This window comes from Dyella sp. S184 (assembly GCF_009766065.1).
Classification (GTDB): domain Bacteria; phylum Pseudomonadota; class Gammaproteobacteria; order Xanthomonadales; family Rhodanobacteraceae; genus Rhodanobacter.
In genome coordinates this window covers 1-23,488 of sequence record NZ_LMUE01000005.1, presented here as the reverse complement: position 1 = coordinate 23,488, position 23,488 = coordinate 1, and the positions used below count along the sequence as shown (strand labels likewise).

At 64.0% G+C, this 23,488-nt stretch carries 22 protein-coding genes; 12 read left to right on the top strand and 10 right to left on the bottom strand.

Features of this window, described 5'->3' with window-relative positions:
- Positions 1 to 18: 18 nt before the first annotated feature.
- The gene (gene speE / locus GSQ75_RS10065) at positions 19 to 873 is read right to left on the bottom strand and encodes a polyamine aminopropyltransferase (protein ID WP_158754601.1); all 855 of its coding nucleotides are present in this window, start codon (positions 871 to 873) and stop codon (positions 19 to 21) included.
- Between the two features lie 291 nt (positions 874 to 1,164).
- Between speE and speA the strand changes: the two genes are divergently transcribed.
- The 4 genes from speA (at position 1,165) to GSQ75_RS10045 (ending at position 5,983) form a co-directional block, all read left to right on the top strand.
- Positions 1,165 to 3,054: an arginine decarboxylase gene (gene speA, locus GSQ75_RS10060; RefSeq protein ID WP_158754599.1), complete on the top strand. Its 1,890-nt coding sequence runs from the start codon at positions 1,165 to 1,167 to the stop codon at positions 3,052 to 3,054.
- Positions 3,055 to 3,141: 87 nt separating this feature from the next.
- Positions 3,142 to 3,927, top strand: coding sequence for a 3-hydroxybutyrate dehydrogenase (locus GSQ75_RS10055; RefSeq protein WP_158754598.1), 786 nt, complete (start codon positions 3,142 to 3,144; stop codon positions 3,925 to 3,927).
- Positions 3,928 to 4,009: 82 nt separating this feature from the next.
- Positions 4,010 to 4,750 (top strand): acetoacetate decarboxylase, encoded by a 741-nt coding sequence (locus GSQ75_RS10050; protein WP_158754597.1) that lies wholly within the window; start codon positions 4,010 to 4,012, stop codon positions 4,748 to 4,750.
- A 30-nt stretch (positions 4,751 to 4,780) separates the two neighbouring features.
- Positions 4,781 to 5,983 (top strand): patatin-like phospholipase family protein, encoded by a 1,203-nt coding sequence (locus GSQ75_RS10045; RefSeq protein ID WP_158754595.1) that lies wholly within the window; start codon positions 4,781 to 4,783, stop codon positions 5,981 to 5,983.
- 71 nt (positions 5,984 to 6,054) lie between these two features.
- Here the strand turns inward: GSQ75_RS10045 and GSQ75_RS10040 are convergent, their stop codons facing one another.
- The 4 genes from GSQ75_RS10040 to radC all read right to left on the bottom strand — a co-directional run bounded on the left by GSQ75_RS10040 (position 6,055) and on the right by radC (position 10,481).
- Positions 6,055 to 6,810 carry an SDR family NAD(P)-dependent oxidoreductase gene (locus GSQ75_RS10040; protein ID WP_158754593.1) on the bottom strand — a complete coding sequence of 252 codons (756 nt, stop codon included), beginning with the start codon at positions 6,808 to 6,810 and terminating at the stop codon, positions 6,055 to 6,057.
- Between the two features lie 77 nt (positions 6,811 to 6,887).
- The gene (locus GSQ75_RS10035) at positions 6,888 to 7,616 is read right to left on the bottom strand and encodes an SPOR domain-containing protein (protein WP_158754591.1); all 729 of its coding nucleotides are present in this window, start codon (positions 7,614 to 7,616) and stop codon (positions 6,888 to 6,890) included.
- Positions 7,616 to 9,304 carry an arginine--tRNA ligase gene (gene argS / locus GSQ75_RS10030; RefSeq protein ID WP_158754590.1) on the bottom strand — a complete coding sequence of 563 codons (1,689 nt, stop codon included), beginning with the start codon at positions 9,302 to 9,304 and terminating at the stop codon, positions 7,616 to 7,618. The genes GSQ75_RS10035 and argS overlap by 1 nt, the downstream gene beginning before the upstream one ends.
- A 505-nt stretch (positions 9,305 to 9,809) precedes the next feature.
- A complete protein-coding gene (gene radC / locus GSQ75_RS10025; protein ID WP_158754588.1) occupies positions 9,810 to 10,481 on the bottom strand; it encodes a DNA repair protein RadC in 672 nt (223 codons plus the stop codon).
- A 96-nt stretch (positions 10,482 to 10,577) separates the two neighbouring features.
- On the opposite strand from radC, the gene coaBC reads away from it, so the two are divergent.
- The 3 genes from coaBC (at position 10,578) to GSQ75_RS19190 (ending at position 14,621) form a co-directional block, all read left to right on the top strand.
- Positions 10,578 to 11,783 (top strand): bifunctional phosphopantothenoylcysteine decarboxylase/phosphopantothenate--cysteine ligase CoaBC, encoded by a 1,206-nt coding sequence (coaBC, locus tag GSQ75_RS10020; protein ID WP_158754586.1) that lies wholly within the window; start codon positions 10,578 to 10,580, stop codon positions 11,781 to 11,783.
- Positions 11,780 to 12,238: a dUTP diphosphatase gene (gene dut, locus GSQ75_RS10015; RefSeq protein ID WP_158754584.1), complete on the top strand. Its 459-nt coding sequence runs from the start codon at positions 11,780 to 11,782 to the stop codon at positions 12,236 to 12,238. The genes coaBC and dut overlap by 4 nt, the downstream gene beginning before the upstream one ends.
- 64 nt (positions 12,239 to 12,302) lie before the next feature.
- Positions 12,303 to 14,621, top strand: coding sequence for a phosphomannomutase/phosphoglucomutase (locus tag GSQ75_RS19190; RefSeq protein ID WP_158754582.1), 2,319 nt, complete (start codon positions 12,303 to 12,305; stop codon positions 14,619 to 14,621).
- Between the two features lie 102 nt (positions 14,622 to 14,723).
- On the opposite strand, the gene GSQ75_RS10005 is transcribed toward GSQ75_RS19190, so the two are convergent.
- The 3 genes from GSQ75_RS10005 to GSQ75_RS09995 all read right to left on the bottom strand — a co-directional run bounded on the left by GSQ75_RS10005 (position 14,724) and on the right by GSQ75_RS09995 (position 16,642).
- Positions 14,724 to 15,317 (bottom strand): DUF4124 domain-containing protein, encoded by a 594-nt coding sequence (locus GSQ75_RS10005; RefSeq protein ID WP_343160919.1) that lies wholly within the window; start codon positions 15,315 to 15,317, stop codon positions 14,724 to 14,726.
- Positions 15,318 to 15,477: 160 nt separating this feature from the next.
- On the bottom strand, positions 15,478 to 16,125 hold the full coding sequence (pyrE, locus tag GSQ75_RS10000; protein ID WP_158754567.1) for an orotate phosphoribosyltransferase: 648 nt from the start codon (positions 16,123 to 16,125) through the stop codon (positions 15,478 to 15,480).
- Positions 16,126 to 16,147: 22 nt separating this feature from the next.
- Positions 16,148 to 16,642 (bottom strand): GNAT family N-acetyltransferase, encoded by a 495-nt coding sequence (locus GSQ75_RS09995; protein WP_174236717.1) that lies wholly within the window; start codon positions 16,640 to 16,642, stop codon positions 16,148 to 16,150.
- A 69-nt stretch (positions 16,643 to 16,711) separates the two neighbouring features.
- On the opposite strand from GSQ75_RS09995, the gene GSQ75_RS09990 reads away from it, so the two are divergent.
- From GSQ75_RS09990 to GSQ75_RS09980, 3 genes are all read left to right on the top strand, one after another.
- Positions 16,712 to 17,482: an exodeoxyribonuclease III gene (locus GSQ75_RS09990; RefSeq protein ID WP_158754564.1), complete on the top strand. Its 771-nt coding sequence runs from the start codon at positions 16,712 to 16,714 to the stop codon at positions 17,480 to 17,482.
- Complete coding sequence (locus tag GSQ75_RS09985) at positions 17,472 to 18,785, top strand: MFS transporter (protein ID WP_254058527.1); 1,314 nt, start codon at positions 17,472 to 17,474, stop codon at positions 18,783 to 18,785. The genes GSQ75_RS09990 and GSQ75_RS09985 overlap by 11 nt, the downstream gene beginning before the upstream one ends.
- Before the next feature lie 174 nt (positions 18,786 to 18,959).
- Complete coding sequence (locus GSQ75_RS09980) at positions 18,960 to 19,262, top strand: hypothetical protein (protein ID WP_254058556.1); 303 nt, start codon at positions 18,960 to 18,962, stop codon at positions 19,260 to 19,262.
- Here the strand turns inward: GSQ75_RS09980 and GSQ75_RS09975 are convergent.
- Complete coding sequence (locus GSQ75_RS09975) at positions 19,208 to 20,362, bottom strand: anhydro-N-acetylmuramic acid kinase (RefSeq protein WP_158755131.1); 1,155 nt, start codon at positions 20,360 to 20,362, stop codon at positions 19,208 to 19,210. The genes GSQ75_RS09980 and GSQ75_RS09975 overlap by 55 nt on opposite strands.
- An 11-nt stretch (positions 20,363 to 20,373) precedes the next feature.
- Positions 20,374 to 21,816, bottom strand: coding sequence for a peptidoglycan DD-metalloendopeptidase family protein (locus GSQ75_RS09970; RefSeq protein WP_158754559.1), 1,443 nt, complete (start codon positions 21,814 to 21,816; stop codon positions 20,374 to 20,376).
- A gap of 185 nt (positions 21,817 to 22,001) precedes the next feature.
- On the opposite strand from GSQ75_RS09970, the gene tyrS reads away from it, so the two are divergent.
- Positions 22,002 to 23,213 carry a tyrosine--tRNA ligase gene (tyrS, locus tag GSQ75_RS09965; protein WP_158754557.1) on the top strand — a complete coding sequence of 404 codons (1,212 nt, stop codon included), beginning with the start codon at positions 22,002 to 22,004 and terminating at the stop codon, positions 23,211 to 23,213.
- A 46-nt stretch (positions 23,214 to 23,259) separates the two neighbouring features.
- The coding region (locus GSQ75_RS19030; protein WP_216840661.1) for a hypothetical protein at positions 23,260 to 23,488 on the top strand (229 nt) is incomplete at its 3' end.

Below are 23,488 nucleotides of genomic sequence, written 5' to 3'. Positions count from 1 at the left end.
CGGCCTCTGAAGCCGCGATTACTCGCCGAGCGCCTCGCGCATGAATTCCGGCTGCGCCAGCGCACCCTTGTGGATGTCGGCGTTGTAGTAGCGGGTAGGGAAATTCTTGCTGATCGCGCCGCGCTCGCGGAAGCCGGACAGGTCGCCGCCCTTGCGTGCCATCGTGCAGCTCCACCAGCCGGTGGGGTAGCACGGCTGCGGGAACGGCAGCGTGCGCACGGCGGCGAAACCGGTGGTGCGCATCGCCGAGCGCATCGACTTGATCAGGTCCAGGTGCGCCAGCGGTGATTCGCTCTGCTGTACCAGCAGGCCGCCATGGCGTAGCGCCTTGTGGCAGCTGGCGTAGAACGCAGCGTTGAACAGACCCTCGGCCGGACCGACCGGGTCGGTCGAATCGACGATGATCAGATCCAGCGACTCGGGTTCCGCTTCAGCCATGTACTTGATGCCGTCGATGAACAGCAGTTCGGCGCGCGGATCATGATTCGAGTCGCACAGCTCGGGGAAATATTCCTCGGCCAGCCGCGTGACGCGCTCGTCGATCTCCACCTGCACCGCCGATTCCACTTCCTCATGCTTGAGCACCTCGCGCAGCGTGCCGCAATCGCCGCCGCCGATGATCACCACACGCTTGGCACGCGCATGGGTGAACAGCGCCGGATGGGTCATCATCTCGTGATAGAAAAAGTTGTCGCGGGTGGTCAGCATCACGCAGCCGTCGATCACCATCAGGTTGCCCCAGTCGGTGGTCTTGTAGATCTCGATGGTCTGGAACGGCGTCTTCTCCGCATGCAGCAGTTGTTCGGTGCGGAAACCGATGGAGGAGCCGGAAGCTTGATGGGCTTCGGTGAACCAGCTGATCTGCTGCGACATGGCGGGGTGTTCCTGGCGAACCGGATGGAAGGATAAAGACCGCCAATTGTAGCGATAACGGCGGTGAACGTCCCGGCACGAGGACGGGGCGGCATGCGCCAATTGTCACAGCGGACCATTACAATGGCGACCTGGCATCGCCGGCGCAGCGCGTCTGGTGGCCGACAAGCCCGATCGACCCCGCGGCGTGCGAGGCTTCCGGTCGCTCGGGCTTCGTGCTCTCTCGTCGAGCAACACCGTCAAGGCTCGCCGCTGCGACGACATCATCCGTTGGTAAAAGGAGCTTCGCTGATGTCGAACCATTGGAATACTGACTCTGCCCGCCATACCTACGCCGTGCCGCATTGGGGCGATGGCTATGTGGACGTGAACGCGGCCGGCGAGATCGTGATGCGCCCGCGCGGCGCCAGCGGCCCGGCGTTGTCGCTGCCCGGCATTGTCGAGCGGGCCCGCGCCGAAGGTCTGCGGCTGCCGCTGCTGGTGCGTTTTCCGGACATTCTGGCCGACCGCCTCGCACGGCTGCAGGGTGCGTTCGCCAAGGCCATCGGCGAGTGGAACTACGCGGGCGGCTATACCGCGATCTACCCGATCAAGGTCAATCAACAACGCGGCGTGGCCGGCGAACTGGTCGCCGCGGGCACCCAGGGTTTTGGCCTGGAAGCGGGTTCCAAGCCGGAACTGATGGCGGTGCTGGCGATGGCACGGCCCGGCTCGATCGTGATCTGCAATGGCTACAAGGATCGTGAATACATCCGCCTCGCACTGATCGGGCTGAAGCTCGGCCTGCGCGTGCACATCGTGATCGAGAAGCTGTCCGAGCTGGATCATGTATTCACTGAGGCGAAGGCGCTTGGCATCGAACCGCTGCTCGGCGTGCGCGTGCGGCTCGCCTCGATCGGCGCCGGCAAGTGGCAGAACACCGGCGGCGACAAGGGCAAGTTCGGCCTGTCACCGCACCAGGTGCTGACCCTGATCGAGCGGCTCGATGCGGCCGGCCTCAAGCACACGCTGAAGCTGCAGCATTTCCACATGGGTTCGCAGATCTCCAACGTGCGCGACATCGCCAACGGCATGCGCGAGGCCACCCGCTATTTCGTCGAACTGAAACGGATGGGCGTGCCGCTGGAGATCGTCGACGTCGGCGGCGGCCTTGGCGTGGACTACGAAGGGACCCGTTCGCGCAGCCACAACTCGATCAACTATTCGATCGAGCAGTACGCCGCCACCATCGTGCAGTCGCTGGCCGAGGCGGTCGAAGCCGAGGGTCTGCCGGCGCCGCATATCCTCACCGAAGCCGGTCGCGCGATGACCGCGCATCACGCGGTGATGGTGGTCAACGTGACCGAGGTGGAGGAAGTGCCGGCCGGCGCGATTCCCCCACCGTGCGCAGACGAGCCGGCCGTATTGCGCCGGTTGCGCGAGACGCATGAGGAACTGGATCGGCGCCCCGCGCTGGAGTTGTTCCACGAAGCGCAGCACCACCTGCAGGAAGGCCAGACGCTCTACGCGCTGGGCCAACTCGCGCTGGCCGATCGCGCGCGATTGGACGAGATGTATTACGCGATCGCCAATGCCGTGCGTGCGCGCCTGCTGCCGGCTGAGCGCTCGCACCGACCGGCGCTGGACGATCTGGACGAGAAGCTGGTCGACAAGTATTTCGTCAACTTCTCGGTGTTCGAGTCGGTGCCGGACATCTGGGCGATCAAGCAGATCTTCCCGATCACGCCGATCGCGCGGCTGGACGAGGAGCCGACCCGCCGCGGCGTGATCGTCGACCTCACCTGCGATTCGGATGGCCGTATCGACCACTACGTTGACGCCGATGGCGTCGACGTGAGCCTGCCGCTGCATGCGTTGAAGGAAGGCGAGAGCTACCGGCTCGGCATCTTCATGGTCGGCGCCTATCAGGAGACTCTGGGCGACATCCACAACCTGTTTGGCGACACCGACGCAGTGAACGTCCGCGTCGATGGCGATGGTTATGTGTTCGCGCACAAACGCCGTGGCGACACCACGGATCTCATGCTCGACTACGTTGGCTACGACCTCGAAGTGCTGCGCCAGAGTTATCGCGAGCGCATTGCCAGTGCGGGGCTGAGCGGGGCCGAGGCCGAACGGCTGTATGACACGCTCGACGGCGGGCTGACCGCCTACACCTATCTGGCGGAAGAAACACACTGATCCGCAAGCCGATCTTCCCTTCCTGACCCGGTCGGGGTTCAATGGTGCGCTGCAAAAAATCCCCCCACATCGATCAAGGAGCAACTCATGGCAAGTCTTGATGGCAAGGTGGCATTGATCACTGGCGCGGCCAGTGGTATCGGCAAGGCGATCGCCGAGCTGTATGCAAAAAACGGCGCGGCGGTGGGCATTGCCGACATCAACCAGCAGGCCGCCGATGCGGCGGCGGCCGAGATCATTGCGGCCGGTGGCAAGGCGATCGGCGTGGCGATGGACGTTACCGACGAGGCCGCGGTCAACGCGGGTACCGAGAAGGTGGTAGCCGCGTTTGGCCGTCTGGACATTCTGATCTCCAATGCCGGCGTGCAGATCATCAACCCGATCGACCAGTTCGCGTTCGCCGACTGGAAGAAGATGCTGGCGATCCATCTCGATGGTGGTTTCCTCACCACCAAGGCCGCCCTGCAGCACATGTACAAGGGTGACCAGGGCGGCATCGTGATCTACATGGGCTCGGTGCATTCGCACGAGGCATCCAAGCTGAAGTCGGCCTATGTCACCGCCAAGCACGGTTTGCTCGGCCTGGCGCGCACGCTGGCGAAGGAAGGCGCGGCACACAATGTGCGCTCGCACGTGATCTGCCCGGGTTTCGTACGCACGCCGCTGGTGGAGAAGCAGATTCCCGAGCAGGCCAAGGAGCTGGGCATCAGCGAAGCGGACGTCATCAAGAACGTGATGCTGAAAGACACCGTCGACGGCGTGTTCACCACCGTCGAGGACATCGCGCAGACCGCGCTGTATCTGGCGACCTTCCCGAGCGCCGCGCTGACCGGCCAGTCGTTCGTGGTCAGCCACGGCTGGTACATGCAGTAACGACGTTGCAGCTGGATTCGTGGCGGCGTGGTCGCAGCGATCGCGCCGTCTCCATTGTCATGCCGTGCCAGGACATGTCCCCATGAAGATTGCCGACGTGAAGGCGAATGCGTTCGCCATGCCGCTGACCAGCCCGGCGTTTCCGCCCGGGCCCTACCGCTTCATCAACCGTGAATTCCTGGTAATCACCTACCGCACCGACATCGATGCGCTGCGTGCGGTGGTACCCGAACCGCTGGAAATCACCGAGCCGTTGGTCAAGTACGAATTCATCCGGATGCCAGATTCTACCGGTTTCGGTGACTACACCGAGTCGGGCCAGGTGATCCCGGTGAGTTTTCGCGGACAACGTGGCGGTTACGTGCATTCCATGTACTTGAACGACCATCCACCGATCGCCGGTGGCCGCGAACTCTGGGGTTTCCCCAAGAAGCTGGCCAGCCCGGTACTGGAGACAGAGATCGACACCCTGGTCGGCACCCTCGACTACGGCAAGGTGCGGGTCGCCAAGGCCACGATGGGTTTCAAGCATCGCGAGGCCGACCATGCCGCGGTGCTGTCCGGACTCGCGGCACCGGGTTTCCTGCTGAAGATCATTCCGCACGTGGACGGCACGCCGCGCATCTGCGAGCTGGTCCGTTACTACACCACTAACGTCACGTTGAAGGGCGCATGGAGCGGACCCGGTTCGCTTGAGTTACACCCGCATGCCTTGGCGCCGGTGGCGGATCTGCCAGTGCTGAAGGTGGAGTCGGCGCTCCATTACATCACCGACCTCACCCTCGATCTGGGCGAAGTCGTGCATGACTACCTTGCTGATTGAGCCGCCTCGCCGAATGAACGGAGCCAGCGCGTGAATTCTCGCAAACCCAGCCCACCCGCCAACGGTGGCGGCAAGTCCGCTCCCGCCAGGCCGGCGCAGGAGTACCACACCACCGCCTTGGTCCTGCAGGGCGGTGGTGCGCTCGGTGCCTACCAGGCCGGCGTATACGAAGCGATGGCCGAGGCCGGTCGCCATCCGAACTGGGTGGCCGGTATCTCGATCGGTGCGTTGAACGCAGCGATCATTGCCGGCAATCCGCCGGAGCGGCGGGTCGAGCGGCTGCGCGAGTTCTGGCAGACCATCTGCCAGCCACCGCTGCTGCCGGCGCTGGGACTGCCGGCGTTGCCGGATGGGCATGGCTGGCCGGCATCCACGCTGAGCGCGATGAGCGGCTGGGCTGCCTGGCGCGCACTTACCGAAGGTCAGGCCGGCTTCTTCACGCCGCGGTTGTCGCCGTCCTACCTGAAGGCTCCGGACGGACCGGCCAACGCCAGCTACTACGACACCGCGCCTCTGCGCGGTACGCTGGAGCATCTCGCCGATTTCGACCGGATCAACGACCCGCGCACCTTGCGTGTGTCGGTCGGCGCGGTGAACGTGCGCACGGGCAACTTCGCCTACTTCGACAGTGCGCAGCAGCGCCTGCGGCCCGAGCATTTCATGGCCTCCGGCGCGCTGCCGCCGGGCTTTCCCGCGGTGGAGATCGACGGCGAGTTCTACTGGGATGGAGGCATGGTCTCCAACACGCCGCTGTACCGTGTGCTGACCGAGCAGCCGCAGCGCGACACGCTGGTGTTCCAGGTCGATTTGTGGAGCGCCGCCGGCGCGCTGCCGCAGGACATGCTGCAAGTCGCCGAGCGCAGCAAGGAGATCCAGTTCTCCAGCCGCACACGGCTCGTCACCGAATACATGCGCACCGCGCAGGAGCAGCAGCGCCTGCTGCACGACCTGATGGCGCTGGTGCCGGCTGATCGCCGTGGCGATCCGGCGTTCCGCCGCGCCGAAGCGCGCGCCAACGGCGCGCTGGTCAACGTGGTGCACCTTATCTATCGCGACAAGCCGTACGAAGGCAACTACAAGGACTACGAGTTCAGCGCGGCGACGATGCAGGAACATTGGCGCAGCGGCGTGGATGACATGCGGCATACGCTGGGGCATGCGCACTGGCTCGACCTGCCCGATCCCGCGCGTCCGTTCGTGACGCATGACGCTCATCGCGGCGAGGCCAGCTGATTGGTCCGCGCGTGCTTGCCTGGGAAGCACGGGTTGGGGGAGCGTGTTGCCCGCCCGTCGGGCGTATTCGCTCAGCTGTCGCGGGCAACCTGCAGTCCGGCCGCCGACTGGCTGACCGGCATCACCTCGACGCGGTTGATATTCAGGTGCGGCGGCTGGTTGGTGACCCACCAGATCGTGTCGGCAATATCACCGGCGGTGATCGGGTGGGCGCCAGCGTAGAGATTCTCTGATGCGGCCTGGTCGCCGCCCGTGCGCACCAGGGTGAACTCGGTTTCGGCCATGCCCGGCTCGATCGAACTCACCCGCACGCCGGTGCCGTGCAAATCACAGCGCAGGTTCTGCGAGAACTGGGTGACGAAGGCCTTGGTGCCGCCGTATACGTTGCCGCCGCGGTAGGCGTAGCTGCCGGCGATCGAGCTGATGTTGATGATCGTGCCGCGGCGCTCGATCAGTTGCGGCAGCAGCAGATGGGTCAGCGACACCAGGGCGGTGATGTTGGTGTCGATCATCTGCTTCCACTGCGCCAGATCCGCCTGCTGCGCTGGCGCAGTGCCCAGGGCCAGGCCAGCGTTGTTGACCAGCAGGTCGATGCCGGCGAACTCAGGCGGCAGAGCTGCATGCGCCGCACGCATCGCCGACTCGTCGCGGACGTCGAACGCCGTCGCATGCACGCGCTCGGCGCCGTGCTGCGTCACCAGGCGTTGCAGCCGCTCGGCGCGGCGGCCGCTGGCGATCACCCGCCAGCCCCCGGCCACGAAACGTTCCACGGCGGCGGCTCCAAACCCGGAGGTGGCGCCGGTAATCCATGCAGTCTTCGTTGTCATGCGTGAGAGTCCAGCCAGGCGGGTCGTAACTTTGCGGTCAGACAGGGTCGCTTGCGCGGCCGCCGGTTCGCTGCGCGCTATTTGCCTTCCTTCAGCGCGATCGCATTGATGCCGGCCGACGCCAGCCGCTGCTTGGTCGATTCCAGTTCGGTGGCCGAATGGAACGGGCCAAGGCGGACGCGGTGGTAGGTCTGACCATTGATGCTGACCGATTGCACGTTGGCAATGAAGCCCTGCAAGGCCATCTTCGCCTTCAGGGTTTCCGCATCGGCGGCATTCGGGAACGCACCGACTTGCAACAGGTAGCCGCTGCCGGTCGTGCTGGGCGGCGGCACCGCACTGGCGGGAGCGGCGACGATGTTCTGGCTGACCGCTGCCGGCGCATTCACTGGCTGCGACGGTGTTTGCTGGGCGGCGGGCTGCGGCGGCTGCTCGGTGGTCGCCTGCTGCTGCGCGGCGAGCTGCTTCTGCTGCTGCTCCGCACGTGCCTGCGCGCTGATCACGGCATCCGGGATACGGACTTCCTTCTCCGACAGTACCGAGTAGAAGTCGTACTGCGGCTTCTTCGGCGCGCTCTCGCTGGCGGCAGGCGCGAGGCCGGCATCGCTGCCGTTCTGGGCAGTCGCCTGCGGATTCGCCTGCGGGCCCGCAGGCTGCTGGCGCAAACTGGTCAGCAGGCTGCCGCGCATCATCAACGCCATCAGGATGGCGCCGACCACGATACCGATGACCACATAACCCCAGCCCGGAAAACCACCGCTGTTGTTGCGCACGGCCTGCCGGCCCTTGCCCTTGCGTGCTGCCATTACATACTCTCCGGGGCGCCCAGGCCCAGCAAATTCAGACCATTCTTCAACACCTGCCGCGTCGCCACCACCAGCGCGAGCCGTGCGTTGCGCAGCGCGGCGTCCTCGACCAGGAACTGGTGCGAGTTGTAGTAGGTGTGGAACGCGTTGGCCAGTTCGCGCAGCCAGGCGGCGATCAGGTGCGGTTCCAGGTTTGCCGCGGCGGCCTCGACCAGTTCCGGATACTTCGACAGTTCGGTCAGCAGGATCTGCTCGTGCTCGTTGTCCAGCCGCGCGAGTTGTCCAAGGCCGTCCTGCAGATCGAACGTGAAGCCCTTCTCGCCGGCTTGGCGCAACACGCTGCACACGCGGGCGTGCGCGTACTGGATGTAGTAGACCGGGTTGTCGTTGCTCTGCGAACGGGCCAGGTCGATGTCGAACACCAGCTGCGAGTCGGATTTGCGCGCGATCAGGAAGTAGCGCGTGGCGTCGCGGCCGACTTCGTCGATCAGGTCGCGCAGGGTGACGTAGCTGCCGGCGCGCTTGGAGAGCTTCACCTCCTCGCCACCCTTCATCACCGTCACCATCTGATACAGCATGTAGTCGGGGTAGCCCTTGGGAATGCCGCAATCGAGCGCCTGCAGGCCGGCCTTCACCCGTGCGAGCGAGCCGTGATGATCCGAGCCCAGCACGGTGATGGCCTTGCCGTAGCCGCGCTGCCATTTCGACAAGTGGTAGGCCACGTCCGGCACGAAATACGTGTAGGTGCCGTCGGACTTGCGCATCACCCGATCCTTGTCGTCACCGTAGTCGGTGGTGCGCAGCCATAGCGCGCCGCCCTCCTCGTAGGTGTGGCCGTGGGCGACCAGCTCGCGCACGGTCTCCTCGACCTTGCCATCGCTGTACAGCGATGACTCCAGGAAATAGGTGTCGAAGCCCACGCCGAACGCCTGCAGATCCAGATCCTGCTCGTGCCGCAGACTGGCCACGGCAAAGCGGCGGATCACGTCGAGGTCGTCGACGTCACCACTGCCAGTGACGGTTTCGCCGTCGGCCACCACCGATTCGCGGTCGAGGTAGGCGCGTGCCACGTCGGCGATGTAGTCGCCGCGGTAGCCGTTCTCGGGCCAGCCGCTGTCGTCCGGGGTGATCCCGCGCGCGCGCGCCTGCACCGAGATCGCCAGGTTGGCGATCTGCACGCCGGCGTCGTTGTAGTAGAACTCGCGCTTCACGTTCCAGCCGCTGGCGTCGAGTAGGCGGCTCAGGCAGTCGCCGATCGCCGCGTTGCGGCCATGGCCGACATGCAGCGGGCCGGTCGGGTTGGCCGAGACGAACTCCATGCCGACCGTCTTGCCGGCGCCGCTGTCATTGCGGCCATAGGCGTCACCTGTCGCCATGATCTGGCGCACTTCGGCGTGGTAGGCACCGGCAGCCAGATAAAAATTGATGAAGCCGGGACCGGCAATCTCGATTTTTTCCACCAGCGCATTCGCGGGCAGTGCCGCCACCAGTTTTTCGGCGAGTTCGCGCGGTTTCGCGCGTGCCGGCTTGGCCAACAGCATGGCGACGTTGCAGGCGAAATCACCGTGTTCGCGGCTGCGCGCGCGTTCGATCACGAAGCCTGGCAGAACAAGGTCGGCAGGCAGGGTGGCATCGTTTTGCAGGGTCTGGATCGCCTGCAAAACCAGTTCGCGCAGCTGTGCTTTCACGGTGGGGTCGGATTCGTGATGGAACCGCCAATCCTAACAGACCGCCATGCTGGCGAACGCAGCGCGATCGATCGGCGTCATGTACCGACCCTTATCGCGCGGCCGCCGTTGATTTTGATGCACTGCGATGGGTCGCCTTGTGGATAAGTCTGTGGGAAATGCTGGAGACGAGTGCTTGGAATCTGTTGTATTTCCGCAGAAACCAGACTGTCTTGATAAAATATACATAAATATCAATCAATTAAATGATCAATCTAGCGTGAAGGGCACGATAGTCCCGGCAAGTGCCGATCTCGGCACTTTGTGCATAAGTTTCGGCAACTTGCCGGCGCCTGATTCGGCGAGCTGGAGTCATCGGCTTGTCATGCGGCGCTGCGACACTGGCGGCGCCTGACATGACTCCCCTCCATGAAACGGCACTTGGAGACGCCGCTCTCTCCCCTCCCAAATCGGCTCCGCGGCGTGGTTCATCCCACGCCGTTTTTTTATGCCGGTAGGTCTGGGATCAGAGCAGGCCGCGGGCCGCCATGGACACGGGCTCGCCGCTGCCGATCACCAGATGATCGAGCACGCGCACGCCAACCAGTTGCAAGGCATTGCGCAGTTCGTGGGTGATCGCGCGGTCGGCGGCGCTCGGTTCGGCGACGCCGGACGGATGGTTGTGGGCAAAGATCACGGCGCAGGCGTTATGCCTGAGGCATGACCGCACCACCTCGCGCGGATGCACGCTGGCACCATCGACGGTGCCGCGGAACAGTTCCTCGAAGCCCAGCACGCGGTGGCGGTTGTCCAGCCACAAGCAGCCGAACACCTCGTACGGCAGATGGCGCAGTTGCGCGCGCAGATAGTCGCCGCTGTCACGCGGGCTGCCGAGGCTGGGTTTCTGCTGCAACTGCTCGGCCAGACTGCGACGAGCCAGTTCCAGGGCAGCGGTGATGCGTGCGCGCTTGGCTGGCCCAAGTCCGACGATAAGCAGCGACTGCTCGGGCCGGCCGAGCAGCGCATCCAGGCTGCCGGCACTGGCGAGCAGTTCGCGACCCAGCGCGATCGCATCCTTGCCGCGGCTGCCGCTGCCCAGCAGCACGGCCAGCAATTCGGCGTCGGACAGCGCGGCACTCCCGCGCGCCAGCAGTTTTTCGCGGGGACGCTCACCTTCGGGCCAGTCGCGGATACTCATTTTCACAACTTGCCGGATAGCTCCCATTCCGGGCAGCGGTAGCTGCGAATGAATCCGGTAAGCTACGGGTCTGCCCGATTGTCAGGCCTGTCTTACATGAGTCTTGCCCAACGCCGCATCCTGCTGGGAGTATCCGGCGGCATCGCCGCTTACAAGTCCTGCGAACTGGTTCGCCGCCTGCGCGACCTCGATGCCGAGGTGCGCGTGGTGATGACCGAGGGTGCCACCCATTTCGTCAGCCCGACCACATTCCAGGCGCTGTCTGGCCAGAGCGTGCGGGTCAGCTTGTGGGATGCACAGGCCGAGGCGGCGATGGGGCATATCGAACTGGCGCGCTGGGCCGAGCGCATCCTGATCGCGCCGGCCAGCGCGGATCTGCTGGCGCGACTGGCGCACGGTCTGGCTGATGACCTGCTGACCACCTTATGCCTGGCCAGTCCCGCGCCGTTGTACGTGGCGCCAGCGATGAACCAGCAGATGTGGGCGCATCCGGCCGTCCAGGCGAATATCGATACGCTGCGCCAGCGCGGCGTGCAATTGCTCGGCCCGGCCGTCGGCGATCAGGCCTGCGGTGATGTCGGCAGTGGCCGCATGCTGGAGCCACATGAGCTGCGAGATGCACTGGTGGCTTCCTTCGGTAGTCAGGCGCTGGCCGGCTTGAAGGTACTAGTAAGTGCCGGCCCAACCTACGAGGACATCGATCCGGTGCGTTTCATCGGCAATCGCAGCTCTGGCCGGATGGGTTTTGCGGTCGCGCAGGCGGCAGCGCAGGCCGGCGCCGAAGTGACCTTGGTCGCCGGCCCGGTGAGCCTGGCCACGCCCATCGGCGTGACGCGTCGCATCGATGTGCGCAGCGCGGCGCAGATGCATGCGGCGGTGCTAGCGGCCGCCGCGCAGGCGGACATCTATATCGGCGCGGCGGCTGTCGGCGATTACCGGCCACAGGAAGTGTCAGCGCACAAACTGAAAAAGCACGATGGCACCGCGTTGACGCTGCAACTCGACGAGAATCCGGACATTCTGGCCAGCCTGTCGGGACAAGCCAAGCATCCTTTTCTGGTCGGTTTCGCCGCCGAGACGCAAGAGGTGGCGAACTATGCGCAGGGCAAACTGCAACGCAAGGGACTGGACATGATTGCCGCCAACCAAGTCGGAGAGGGTCTCGGTTTCGAGGCTGCTGACAATGCATTGAGCGTGTACTGGGCCGATGGCGCGGTCGAACTGCCGCGGGCGGCCAAGCCGGAGCTGGCACGGCAGTTGATCGCCCACGTAGCGGCGCGCTACCGGGCGGCGCGCGGATGACGATCGACGTCGAGCTGAAGATCCTCGATGCGCGCCTGGGCGACAGTATTCCCTTGCCTGAAGTCGCCACTGCCGGGAGTGCCGGCATGGATCTGCGCGCCGCGCTGGAGGCGCCGCTGACGCTGGCGCCGGGTGAGAGTGCGCTGGTACCCAGCGGCATCGCGATCCATATCGGCGACCCGGGCTGGTGCGCGCTGATCGTGCCGCGTTCGGGGCTGGGGCATAAGCATGGCCTTGTAATGGGCAATCTGGTCGGGGTGATCGACGCCGACTACCAGGGTCCATTGATGATTTCATGCTGGAATCGCGGCACGCAGTCGTACACCATCGCGGTGGGCGATCGTATTGCCCAGTTGCTGCTGGTGCCGGTGGCGCAGGCGCGACTGAACATCGTGACCGATTTCGCACCGAGCGAACGCGGTAGCGGCGGATTCGGCTCGACCGGTATCAAATGACAGGCTGGGCCGGCGCGAAAAATGCGCTGGGTCGATTCACCGGGCACAACCTGCGGGGCGGGACATGGTGATAAACATCGCAAAGGAACGGTTGCGACAATGGCAGATTGACTGGCGCAACCTGCTGCCATTGGTCGGTGGCACGCTGTTGCTGCTGCTGGGACTGTTCAGCGCATGGCAGACTTGGTTGATTGCCGACAAAAGCAATGCAATCGAACAAGTCCACATGGCCCAGGATCAGGCCGTGCATGCGCTGGCCGACGAGATCGCCACGCAGCGCGGCAAGGTGGTGAAGGTACTCGCCGTTACCGATCCGGCAACCCTGATGAGTGACCCGGCACAGTCCGCGGCCGCCCTGCGCCAGCAGTTGCCACAGGTGAAGAAGCTGGAGCTGTACAGCGGCGATCTGAACGAGGTACTGAAAGCCAATTACCGCGAGTTCGGTTATGCCAAGGCGGCCCAGCTGATGGCCGCACAAAGTGCTGACGGGGTGCCGCTGGCGCAAAGCGTGTCTTATGGCAATGGCGATCGTCGGCTCAGCCTGGTGATTCCGCTGGGGCCACCGCAGCAGGCGCAGGCGTGGGCCTGGGTCGAGTTGCCTTTCGAGCCGCTGCTACAGCGCTTTGACGCGATCTCACCGGCTGGCGGTCGGCTGGATCTGCGACAGGGTGATCAGCTCGGCGACCTAAGCCTGTTTTCACATGGTGCCACCTCAGCCGAATCGGAGACGACGGGCAAACCGGTGGCTGGCAGCGTATTCAGTGTACGTGCCGGCTTGCCGGGCGCCTTCATCGTGCTGCCGGACTCCTGGTTGCTGAGCGGACTGCTGACCTTGCTGGGTTTGGGCGGCGGGTTCTTCCTGCTACGCCTACGCCAGCGTTTACGTCAGGTTCCGGCTTCCAAGCCCGAGGAAATTGATTTGCCAGCAAGAATCGAGAGAACCCCAGTTCCGCCTGTTCTGCCAGCGACCCCGGCGCCTGCTTCGGCCCCTGTGCCGATGGTGAGCGTGGACCCGAGCATCTTCCGCGCTTATGACGTGCGCGGCGTGGTCGGCAAGACCTTGAGCAAGGAGGTCGCGCACGCGCTCGGTCAGTCGATCGGTGCGTTGATGGGCGAGAAAGGTTTGCGCGAAATCGTGATTGGGCGTGACGGACGACTGTCCGGGCCGGAACTGGCCAGCGCACTGGCCGATGGCCTGCGCGCCGCCGGCATCGACGTGATCGACGTGGGTGCGGTACCGACGCCGGTGGTGTACTACGCGGCGTACCGCTTCAATACCGGCTGCGGCGTGGCCGTCACCGGAAGCCACAATCCACCGGACTACAACGGCTTCAAGATCGTGGTCGGTGGCGAGACCTTGTCCGAAGGCGCGATCCAGGACCTGTATCAGCGCATCGCCAGTGGTGCGCTGGAGAGTGGCGGTCAGGGCAGCTTGCGCCAGGTCGACGTGGCGTCGGATTACATCGAGAAGATCGTCTCCGACGTGCTCGCAGAGCACCGCCTGAAGGTCGTCGTCGACTGTGGCAACGGCATTCCCGGTGCGATTGCGCCGCAGGTGCTGGAAGGGGTCGGCTGCGAGGTGATCCCGCTGTATTGCGACGTTGATGGCACGTTCCCGAACCATCACCCGGATCCATCGGATCCAGACAACTTGGAAGACCTGATCCTTTCGGTGAAGCAGACCGGCGCTGATCTGGGGCTGGCGTTCGACGGCGATGGCGACCGCCTCGGCGTGGTTACCCAGTCCGGCGAGATCATCTATCCGGATCGGTTGCTGATGCTGTTCGCGCGCGACGTGCTGTCACGGCAACCCGGCGCCACGATCATCTACGACGTGAAGTGCACCAATCACCTGAAAGGCCAGATCCTCGACGCCGGCGGCAGCCCCCTGATGTGGCGCACCGGCCATTCACTGATCAAGGCGAAGATGCGCGAGACTGGCGCGGAGCTGGCTGGTGAGATGAGTGGCCACTTCTTCTTCAAGGAGCGCTGGTACGGTTTTGACGACGGCATCTACGCGGCCGCGCGGCTGCTTGAAATACTCGGCGGCGACCTGCAGGGGCGTTCGCCGGAGGAAATCTTTGCCACGTTGCCGAACAGTGTCTCCACCCCCGAGTTGAAGATCGAGCTGGCCGAGGGCGAGCACTATTGCTTCATGGACAAGTTGCGCCAGCAGGCCAGTTTCGACGAGGCCACCCTGATCACCATTGACGGTGTGCGCGCGGACTGGCCGGACGGCTGGGGTCTGGTGCGCGCCTCCAACACCACGCCGGTGCTAGTGCTGCGTTTCGAGGCGGACAACCCGGTCGCGCTGAAACGCATCCAGCAGGTCTTCCGCAAGCAGCTGCTTGCGGTGGATTTCAAACTCAAACTGCCTTTCTGAAAAGCTGTGAGCCTCGGCTGGCCGAGGTCGGCGATGAATGGCTTCTCCCCGCGGAGGGACGCTGTACGCAGGGTAGATGAGGGGCGGTCGCGATAGCGCGCCCTACTGCGCGGGCTGCGCCTGCGCGGCCTTGAGTGCACGATAACGCGCAAGCTTCCCGGCCTGCTCCTGCACGGTCTGGGCGCGCGTCGCCTGCTGGCGTTGCAGTGTATTGCGCTGTCCCGTGACGACGTCACGTTGCTTGGCAATGCTGTCGGTCAGATATTTCGGTACCGGCGCCTTGGCTCGCTCAAGGTCAGCCGCACGGGCGAGCAGATCGGTCAGCGCCTTTTCCTGGCTGCGCAGATTGATCTGGGTGGTGTGGATCTGCTGGTCCTGGCTGTCCAGCTCCTGCTGCTGCGAGATCTTGTACGACTCCTCATCCGGATACGCTGCCAGCATCTGCGCCTCGGCATTGGCGAGTTCCTGGGCAGCCCGTTGCTTGATGGCCTGTGCAGCAGCCAGCTTGTTGGCGGCGTCTCGTTCCGCCGGGGTCATCTGGCGTGGCACATGCTGGATGACCAGGCCCTGGTCGTTGACCAGGTCGTAGCCGTACTTCATGGCTTCGTCGTTGAGACTGTCGCTGAAATGCAGCTGGCCCTGGCCATCAAGCCATTTGTAACGGATGCCGCCGCTGATGGTTTTCTGAGCGTGCACCGAAAGACTCGCGAGCAGCGCGACAACGGCTAAGACAGACAGTAACTTTCGCATGAATTCTCCCTTGTTTGACAGTATAGCCGCCGTCACCGGGCTGCGTCGGCGGCAACTGTCGCCATCGTGACCGGGTTCGCCTGAGCTTACCGGTTCGACAGTGAACTCAGCGCTGAACCCCGTAGCGCTCGCGGTAGGCCAGCAAACGGACATGCTCGGTTGCCAGTTGCGGCTGTTCGCCGGCGTACGCCAGCACATCGTCGAGGCCGGTGATCGCGATCACCGGAATACCGTAATCGGCGGCCACTTCCTGTGCGGCGGAGCGCTCGCCCTGTCCGCGCTCCTGCCGATCCAGCGCGATCAGCACGCCGGCCGGAGTGGCGCCGTGCGCGCGGATCAAGGCCAGCGATTCGCGCACCGCGGTGCCGGCGGTCATCACGTCATCGACGATCAGCACGCGACCTTTGAGCGGCGCACCAACCAACACGCCGCCCTCGCCATGATCCTTCGCCTCCTTGCGGTTGTAAGCCCATGGCAGGTCACGTTGATGCTGGTCGGCCAGTGCGATCGCGGTCGCCGCGGCCAGCGCGATGCCCTTGTAGGCGGGGCCGAAAAGCATGTCGACGTCGACGCTGGCGTTCATCACGGCGGCGGCATAGGCGCGACCCAGTTGGGCCAGCGCAGCACCGGAGTCAATCCGCCCCATGTTGAAGAAGTACGGGCTTTGCCGGCCGGATTTCAGGGTGAATTCGCCGAAGCGCAGCACTTCGCGCTTGAGGGTGAGTTCGATGAAGTCGCGCTGGTAGTCGTGCACGGGTTGTCTCGTGATGTGAAAGTCAGGGCAGCGTATGCAACAGCAGATGTTGCGCGCCGGAACGGTCGCCATGGTACAGCTCGCCGACGTCGGCGAAGCCGGCGCGTTGGTAAAGACGCATGGCAACGGGATTGTCGGCATCCACACTCAGCACCAGTTGGCGTGCCTGCCGGTGGCGTTGGGAAAGATCTGCAATCAGCGCATGGAGCGCGAGCGCGCCGATACCCCGGCCCTGCCAGTCGGCGTCGATGAAGAACGAGCACAGGCCCAGTGCCGGCGACTCGAAATCGCGCCCGGCCACGCTACGCGCCGACGGTTCGATGCGGTAATAGCCCACCGCCGTGTCATCGCGCAGTATTGCCATCGGTTCGCTGCCCTGGCATAGCGCGACATCGGCCAGCAAGTCGGCGATTGCGCCGATCCAGCGGCGCTGCGTCGGCAGCACGCGCAAACCGAGCAGTGCCTGGCGCAGCCTGGCATCGACCGGGGCGACACGAATGACGGGATGTTCCAGCATGTTTGCTGCTGTCGGCGGCCGTGAGTGGCTGTGGTTGATATGATCGCCCATCACCAGCCCGGAGACGCCATGCGCATTATCAGCCTCAACGCTAACGGCATCCGCTCGGCCGCGACCAAGGGCGTGTTCGACTGGTTGCGTACGCAGCATGCCGACGTGGTCTGCCTGCAGGAGACCAAGGCGCAGGAGGATCAGCTCAGCGATCCGATGTTCCGTCCGGACGGTCACCACTGCTTCTATCGCGATGCCAGCAGCAAGAAGGGCTACAGCGGTGTGGCGATTTACGCCAAACGCGAGCCGGACCAGGTGCTGACTGAGCTGGGTTGGGACGAGTTCGACAATGAGGGTCGTTACATCGAGGCGCGCTTCGGCAACCTCTCGGTGGTGTCGCTGTACTTTCCGTCCGGCTCCTCCGGCGACGAACGCCAGCAGTTCAAGTTCAAGGCGATGGAATGGATCACGCCGATCTTCGACCAGTGGCTGAAGAGCGGTCGTGATTACGTGATCTGCGGTGATTGGAACATCGTGCACACCAAGAACGACATCAAGAACTGGAGCTCCAACCAGAAGAACTCCGGCTGCCTGCCGGAAGAGCGCGCGTGGCTGGACCAGCTGTTCCAGCAGCGTGGTTGGGTCGACAGCTTCCGTGCGATCAAGCCTGAAGCCGTCGAATACACCTGGTGGTCGAACCGTGGCCAGGCGCGGGCGAACAACGTGGGATGGCGTATCGATTACCAGGTGGTGTCGCCGTCGCTGCGTGAGCGTCTCAAGCACTGCTCGATCTATCGTGACCAGCGCTTCTCAGATCACGCGCCGTATACCGTCGATTATGCCGACTGAATCGCGCGCGCCGACGGCGCGCAAGCCATCGATCTGGCGGGCGTTCTCGCAGCCCGCCGCAGGGACCATGTGCCTGCTGGGATTCTCCTCCGGCCTGCCGTTCCTGCTGGTATCCGTCACGCTGGCGCTGTGGCTGAAGGAAAGCGGCATCGTGCTGAAGGACATCACGATGATCGCCAGCGCCGGCATGACCTATGCCTTCAAATTCGTGTGGGCGCCGCTGCTCGATCACTGGCGGCTGCCGCTGTTCGCGCGGCTGGGTCAGCGCCGCGGCTGGCTGCTGTTCGCGCAGCTGGGCGTAATCGTCGGGCTGCTCGCGATGGCGTTGCTCACGCCGCATCGGCTGGAACCGTTCGTTATGGCGACCCTGCTCGTGGCCTTCATGGGCGCGACCCAGGACATTGCGGTGGACGCGTACCGCATCGAGATCGCGCCGCCTTCCGCGCAGGGTGCGCTGGTGGCCACTTATTCGCTGGGCTACCGGTTGGGCCTATTGGTGGCCGGCGCGCTGGCGCTGATCCTGGCCGACCACATCGCTTGGGCCTGGGTCTATGCACTGATGGCGGTGGCCATGCTGTTGCCGGTTGCCACCACGCTGACCATGCGCGAGCCGGACGTGTATCGAGCGGTGCCCGCCACCTGGCGTGCAGCGATGCGTGAAGGCGTGATCGACCCGTTCGCGGATTTCTTTCGCCGCTACGGCTGGGCTCTTGCCGGGGTGACGCTGTTGTTCATCTTGCTGTTCAAGTTGCCCGAGCAATCCATTGGCACCATCTTCAATCCGTTCATGCGTGACATGGGTTTCAGCAAGACCGAGATCGGCGCGGTCACCAAGATCTATGGAGTATGGATCGGCATCGCCGGTGCCTTCGTCGGTGGCGCATCAGTGGCGCGCTGGGGCGCGTGGCGCACGTTGGGTGTGGCGATCGTGCTGGAAAGTTGCAGCAACCTGTTCTACCTGTTGCTGCTGAATCATCACGGCAGCCTGCCGATGCTCACCGTGGCGATCTCCGGCCAGAATTTCGCCGAGGGTCTGCTCGGTCCGCCGACGGTGGCGTTCCTGTCGTTGCTGGTGAATCGTCAGCACACGGCGACGCAATACGCGTTGCTGAGTTCGCTGGTGAACCTGCCCGGCAAGGTGCTGGGCTTCTTTGCCGGCGGCATTGTTGCGGTGCTGGGATATGGCGGCTATTTCGCCATTACCGTGTTGTCGATCCTGCCGGCCATGGCGCTGTTCGCGTATCTGTCGCCACGTTTTCGCGCGGTGGAGCGCATGTGTGAGGCCAGCGAAAACATCGCTTAGCGCGGTCTGCGAAGGGCCACACGCCATCCGGATGCCGGGTTGCACCGGCTGTCGATGCATGGAGATTGCCAACCAGGCCACGGAAGCGATTGCCGGATCGGTCAGAATCCTAGCCAGCATGAGGGACTCCCCCAAGTCCCTGCGTGACGATAAGGAGTGACGCCTGTGCCGGACATGATCTTGCAGCACGTTGACACCTTGCTGGTCGAGCGCATTCATGCGCTGGCCAGGGATCGGCAATGGGCGATCAACGATGTCCTGCTGTTTGCCTTGCGCAATGGCCTGGGTATCTCGGCAGCGCAGCAGTTCAGTGAATCTCTGCGCGATCCGCAGGCATTGACGGAGCTCGGTGGTCACTGGGAAGCCGAGGAAAAAGGCGCTTTTCAAGAAGCCATACGCGCCTTGGCACAGACGCGCCCTACTCAGCTGGCGCCCGAAAGTGTCCGGGTCGGGGGTTCAGTGGTGGGTGCGGAGTAAATCGCGCCCAGTACCCGTGGACCGCGTGCACCGGTCACATCAGGCAGATTGCCAGGCAGCCCAAGCAGGCGCTGGCGTGCCAGCCACGCGAACGCGGTGGCTTCGAGAAAGTCCGGATCGATGCCAAGGTGCGCAGTACTGCACAGGGTGCGTGGTGCCAGCAGTTCGCCCAGCCGATGCATCAGCGCGCCGTTGTGTACGCCACCACCACAAACCATGATCTCGCCGGCAGTAGGTGCCTGCTGATCAATGGCCATGACGACGCTGCGTACCGTCAGCTCCAGTAAGGTCGCCTGCACGTCGGCCGGGTTCAGCGCGGCAAGTTGCGAGTAAGTGGCCAGCCACGCCAGATGGAAGTGCTCACGCCCGGTACTTTTCGGCGGCGGCAGCGCGAAGTAGCTGTCGGCCAGCAAGGCATCGAGCAGGGCCGGATCGACTCGGCCGCTCGACGCAAACGCGCCGTCGCGATCAAACGGTTCACCGCGATGGCGCAGGCACCAGGCATCCAGCAGACCATTGGCAGGGCCGGTATCGAAACCGTGCACGCTGCCGTCGGCACCGAGCACGGTGATATTGGCAATGCCGCCGAGATTGAGCACCACGCGCGCATGCCCCGGTCGAGCGAGCAGCATGGCATGCAGCGCCGGCAACAGCGGCGCGCCCTGCCCTCCAGCGGCCATGTCGGCGCGCCGGAAGTCCGCCACGACGTCGATGCCACAGCGTTCGGCAATGACATTGGGGTCGCCCAGTTGCAGCGTGAACGGATACACGCCGGCAGGGCGATGGCGAATGGTTTGGCCATGCGAACCGATCGCACGCACCGCGTGTGCAGATGTGTCGCTGTGTTCGAGCAGCTGCAACACGGCATCCGCGAAGTGATGCCCGATTTCGACGTCCAGCCGTCCAAACGCATCCAGGTCCAGCGCGGCCTCGCCTTGCGCCAGCGCCAGCATGCGTTCGCGCAAGGCCGATGGCCACGGATGACTGTGCGCCGCCAGCAATTGCGGCACGCCACGGCTGAAACTGACCAGGGCGGCATCGATGCTGTCGGCACTGGTGCCGGAGATCAACCCAAGATAGAGCGCCGAGGCGTCATCCACGCGCGTGGGTTTCAATTGTCGTTGTTGGCGGGAGCGTTCGCGTGTGCCAGCTGGATGCGGGCATCCAGCTCGGTCAGCCGCGCCAGCTGGGGCTGCACCACCTGCGCCTTGAACTTGGCCAGCTGGGTGGCCGGCAACGGCTCGGGCGGCGGCAAGGTCACCGTCTGCGGGTTGCGCTGCACGCCATTGACGCGGAATTCGTAATGCAGGTGCGGTCCGGTGGCCAGGCCGGTCATGCCGACGAAGCCGATCACCTGGCCCTGGCTCACGTGCTGGCCGACTTTTTCAGTGGCGAAACGCGACATGTGGCCATAGGCCGTGCTGATCGTGCTGCTGTGCTGGATGATCACGAAGTTGCCGTAGCCGTTCATCCAACCACGGAACTTGATCACGCCATCACCCGCGGCATGGATTGGCGTACCGGTCGGGGCCGCATAGTCGACGCCCTTGTGAGCGCGCATCAGGCCGAGGATCGGATGCAGGCGCGCCGCGCTGAAGGTCGAGGAGATACGGGTAAAATCGACCGGGATGCGCAGGAACGATTTCTGGATTGGCCGGCCATCCTCGCTGAACCAGCCGTCACTGCCGTCGGCCTTCTTGAAGCGATAGGCGGTGTAGCGCTTGCCCTGGTTGATGAATTCAGCCGCGACGATGTTGCCTTCGCCATAACGCACGCCGTCGCGGTAAAGATCGTCATAAATCACGGTGAAGCTGTCACCGACGCGCAGGTCCTGCACGAAGTCGACGTCGTACTTGAACAGGTCGGCCAGCTTGCCGACCATCGCGGCGTTCATGCCGGCCTGGTCGCCCGCGGCGTACAGGCTGCTGCGGATCACTCCGTGCGCCACCTGCTCGCGTACATCCATGTCACGCTGCTGGATGGAGACGGTGGGATGTGCGCCATCGAGCCGCACCGTAGCGCGGCTGGCCTGGTCCTGGTCGAAGCGCAAGCCCTTGAGGCTGCCGTCACTGCCGAGCAGAAAATCGAACTCTTCACCGGGACTGATATGGTGCAGCGCGGATTTGGCGCTGCCCGCTGCGTCCACCACCTTCTGCAGGTCGGTCAGGCCGAGACCGCGACCGGTGAAAATATCCGACAAGGTCTGACCCGGTTGCACCCGTATGACCTGCCAGTCGTCCACGGTGGGTACGACAGCGCTGATGGGCTCGACCTTGGGCAGTGCCAGCGGCAGCAGGGCGTGTGCTTCGGGTGCCGGCGCGGGGCGCATCGCGCTAGCCCAGGCGGGCATGATGAAGCCGGACAACAAGGTGATTAATAGAGCGGTGCCGGCGAGTACCAGACGTTCACGATGCCAATGGATCGGTTCGACTTCGGCCGAACGGTTGAATGACCAGTGTGCACAGCGTTCATAGAAGTGGGAGTGTCGACGCTGCGCCTTGCGACTGATCGCCTGCTTGCGCGCATGCCGCGCCCCCTTTTTTTCTTCAGTCATGCCGTGCGCGCCCCGCGGTACAAAATAACAAACAGGGCGTACCATAACGGTCATGTGTAAATGGCGTCAACGCCTTTTCCATCAAGGGTTTGCGCGATATTCCCGGTTAACGCACAATTAACGCAGACGGCACGGCTGCGTTTCCCGCCGCTGCCCGCCAATGCCACTTACCTAGAGAGAGATACATGAGCGAGCTTGAGCAGGCGCTGGCCACGATTGCGCGTGGCGCCGACGAAATCATCAAGCGGGAGGATCTGGCGGAGCGCCTGAAAAGCGGCCGTCCGTTGAGGATCAAGGCCGGTTTTGACCCGACTGCGCCGGATCTGCATCTGGGTCATACCGTGCTGTTGAACAAGATGCGCCAGTTCCAGGATCTGGGCCACCAGGTGATTTTCCTGATTGGCGACTTCACCGGCATGATCGGCGACCCCACCGGCAAGAACATCACGCGCAAGCCACTTACCCGCGAGGATGTGCTGGCCAATGCCGAGACCTATGCCGAGCAGGTCTACAAGGTGCTGGATCGGGAGAAGACCGAGCTGCGCTTCAACTCCGAGTGGTTCGGCCAGATGACGGCCGCCGACATGATCAAGCTGGCTGCCCAGCACACCGTGGCGCGCATGCTCGAGCGCGACGACTTCGCCAAGCGCTATGCCGCGCAGCAGCCGATCGCGATCCACGAATTCCTTTATCCGCTGGTGCAGGGCTATGACTCGGTCGCGCTAAAGTGCGACGTCGAGCTCGGTGGCACCGACCAGAAATTCAACCTGCTGATGGGCCGTGGCCTGCAGGAGCATCACGGCCAGCCGCCGCAGATCGTACTGACGATGCCGTTGCTCGAAGGCCTGGACGGCGTCAACAAAATGTCCAAGTCGCTCGGCAATTACATCGGCATCAATGAGCCGGCGATCGACATCGTCACCAAGACCATGAAGATCGGCGACGAGCTGATGTGGCGCTGGTTCGAGCTGCTCAGCTTCGAAGTGTCGCTGGATGAGCTGACGCTGATGAAGAAGGAGATAGCCAGCGGCGCGCTCAACCCGCGTGATGCCAAGCTGCGCCTCGCGCGCGAACTGACCACGCGCTTTCACGGTGCGGCGGCTGCCGAACTGGCGATCGCCGGCTGGCATGCGGTCGTGCGTGGCGAGGGCGATACCTCGCTCTTGCCGCAAGCTGACATCGTTGTGCCCGCCGAAGGCCTGCGGCTCGGTGCTTTGTTGACGGCGGCCGGGCTGACTGCGAGCAATTCCGAAGCCAGTCGCAAACTGAAGGAACGGGCCGTGCGCATCGACGCCGAAGTTGTGGAAGACGCGCAGCGTATATTCAGTGCCGGTTTCGAGGGCGTGCTCCAGGTGGGCAAGCGCAACTTTGCGCGCGTGAAGCTCGTATCGGCGTGATCCGAAGTGTTGTTCGACCCCGTATGACGGGGTCGAAACCGGGCACGTGGAAAAGAAAATTGCATGCCAGTACAGCCGTTTGCGGCACATCTGCAAAACCGGCCTCAAGAAACGCTTGCTAAAAAAAACACAGATCGTATTATTCGCGGCCCGCAGTCGCCCAGTCGTCGCAAGACGGACCGCCGGGACCTCGAAAAAAGCTTCAACGAGGGTGTTGACGGTCGTTAAAAGCGATGTAGAATGGGCGGCTCACCTAGGACGAAACGTCTTGGGGC

Excerpts from the sequence above, each read along its gene's own strand:
- speA (WP_158754599.1), top strand. The coding sequence starts at position 1,165 with ATGTCGAACCATTGGAATACTGACTCTGCCCGCCATACCTACGCCGTG.
- radC (WP_158754588.1), bottom strand. The coding sequence starts at position 10,481 with ATGAGTATCCGCGACTGGCCCGAAGGTGAGCGTCCCCGCGAAAAACTG.
- dut (WP_158754584.1), top strand. The coding sequence starts at position 11,780 with ATGACGATCGACGTCGAGCTGAAGATCCTCGATGCGCGCCTGGGCGAC.
- tyrS (WP_158754557.1), top strand. The coding sequence starts at position 22,002 with ATGAGCGAGCTTGAGCAGGCGCTGGCCACGATTGCGCGTGGCGCCGAC.
- GSQ75_RS09985 (WP_254058527.1), top strand. The coding sequence starts at position 17,472 with ATGCCGACTGAATCGCGCGCGCCGACGGCGCGCAAGCCATCGATCTGG.
- GSQ75_RS09970 (WP_158754559.1), bottom strand. The coding sequence starts at position 21,816 with ATGACTGAAGAAAAAAAGGGGGCGCGGCATGCGCGCAAGCAGGCGATC.
- GSQ75_RS10055 (WP_158754598.1), top strand. The coding sequence starts at position 3,142 with ATGGCAAGTCTTGATGGCAAGGTGGCATTGATCACTGGCGCGGCCAGT.
- speE (WP_158754601.1), bottom strand. The coding sequence starts at position 873 with ATGTCGCAGCAGATCAGCTGGTTCACCGAAGCCCATCAAGCTTCCGGC.
- GSQ75_RS10050 (WP_158754597.1), top strand. The coding sequence starts at position 4,010 with ATGAAGATTGCCGACGTGAAGGCGAATGCGTTCGCCATGCCGCTGACC.
- GSQ75_RS09990 (WP_158754564.1), top strand. The coding sequence starts at position 16,712 with ATGCGCATTATCAGCCTCAACGCTAACGGCATCCGCTCGGCCGCGACC.
- GSQ75_RS09995 (WP_174236717.1), bottom strand. The coding sequence starts at position 16,642 with ATGCTGGAACATCCCGTCATTCGTGTCGCCCCGGTCGATGCCAGGCTG.
- GSQ75_RS19190 (WP_158754582.1), top strand. The coding sequence starts at position 12,303 with ATGGTGATAAACATCGCAAAGGAACGGTTGCGACAATGGCAGATTGAC.
- GSQ75_RS10040 (WP_158754593.1), bottom strand. The coding sequence starts at position 6,810 with ATGACAACGAAGACTGCATGGATTACCGGCGCCACCTCCGGGTTTGGA.
- coaBC (WP_158754586.1), top strand. The coding sequence starts at position 10,578 with ATGAGTCTTGCCCAACGCCGCATCCTGCTGGGAGTATCCGGCGGCATC.
- GSQ75_RS10035 (WP_158754591.1), bottom strand. The coding sequence starts at position 7,616 with ATGGCAGCACGCAAGGGCAAGGGCCGGCAGGCCGTGCGCAACAACAGC.
- GSQ75_RS09980 (WP_254058556.1), top strand. The coding sequence starts at position 18,960 with ATGATCTTGCAGCACGTTGACACCTTGCTGGTCGAGCGCATTCATGCG.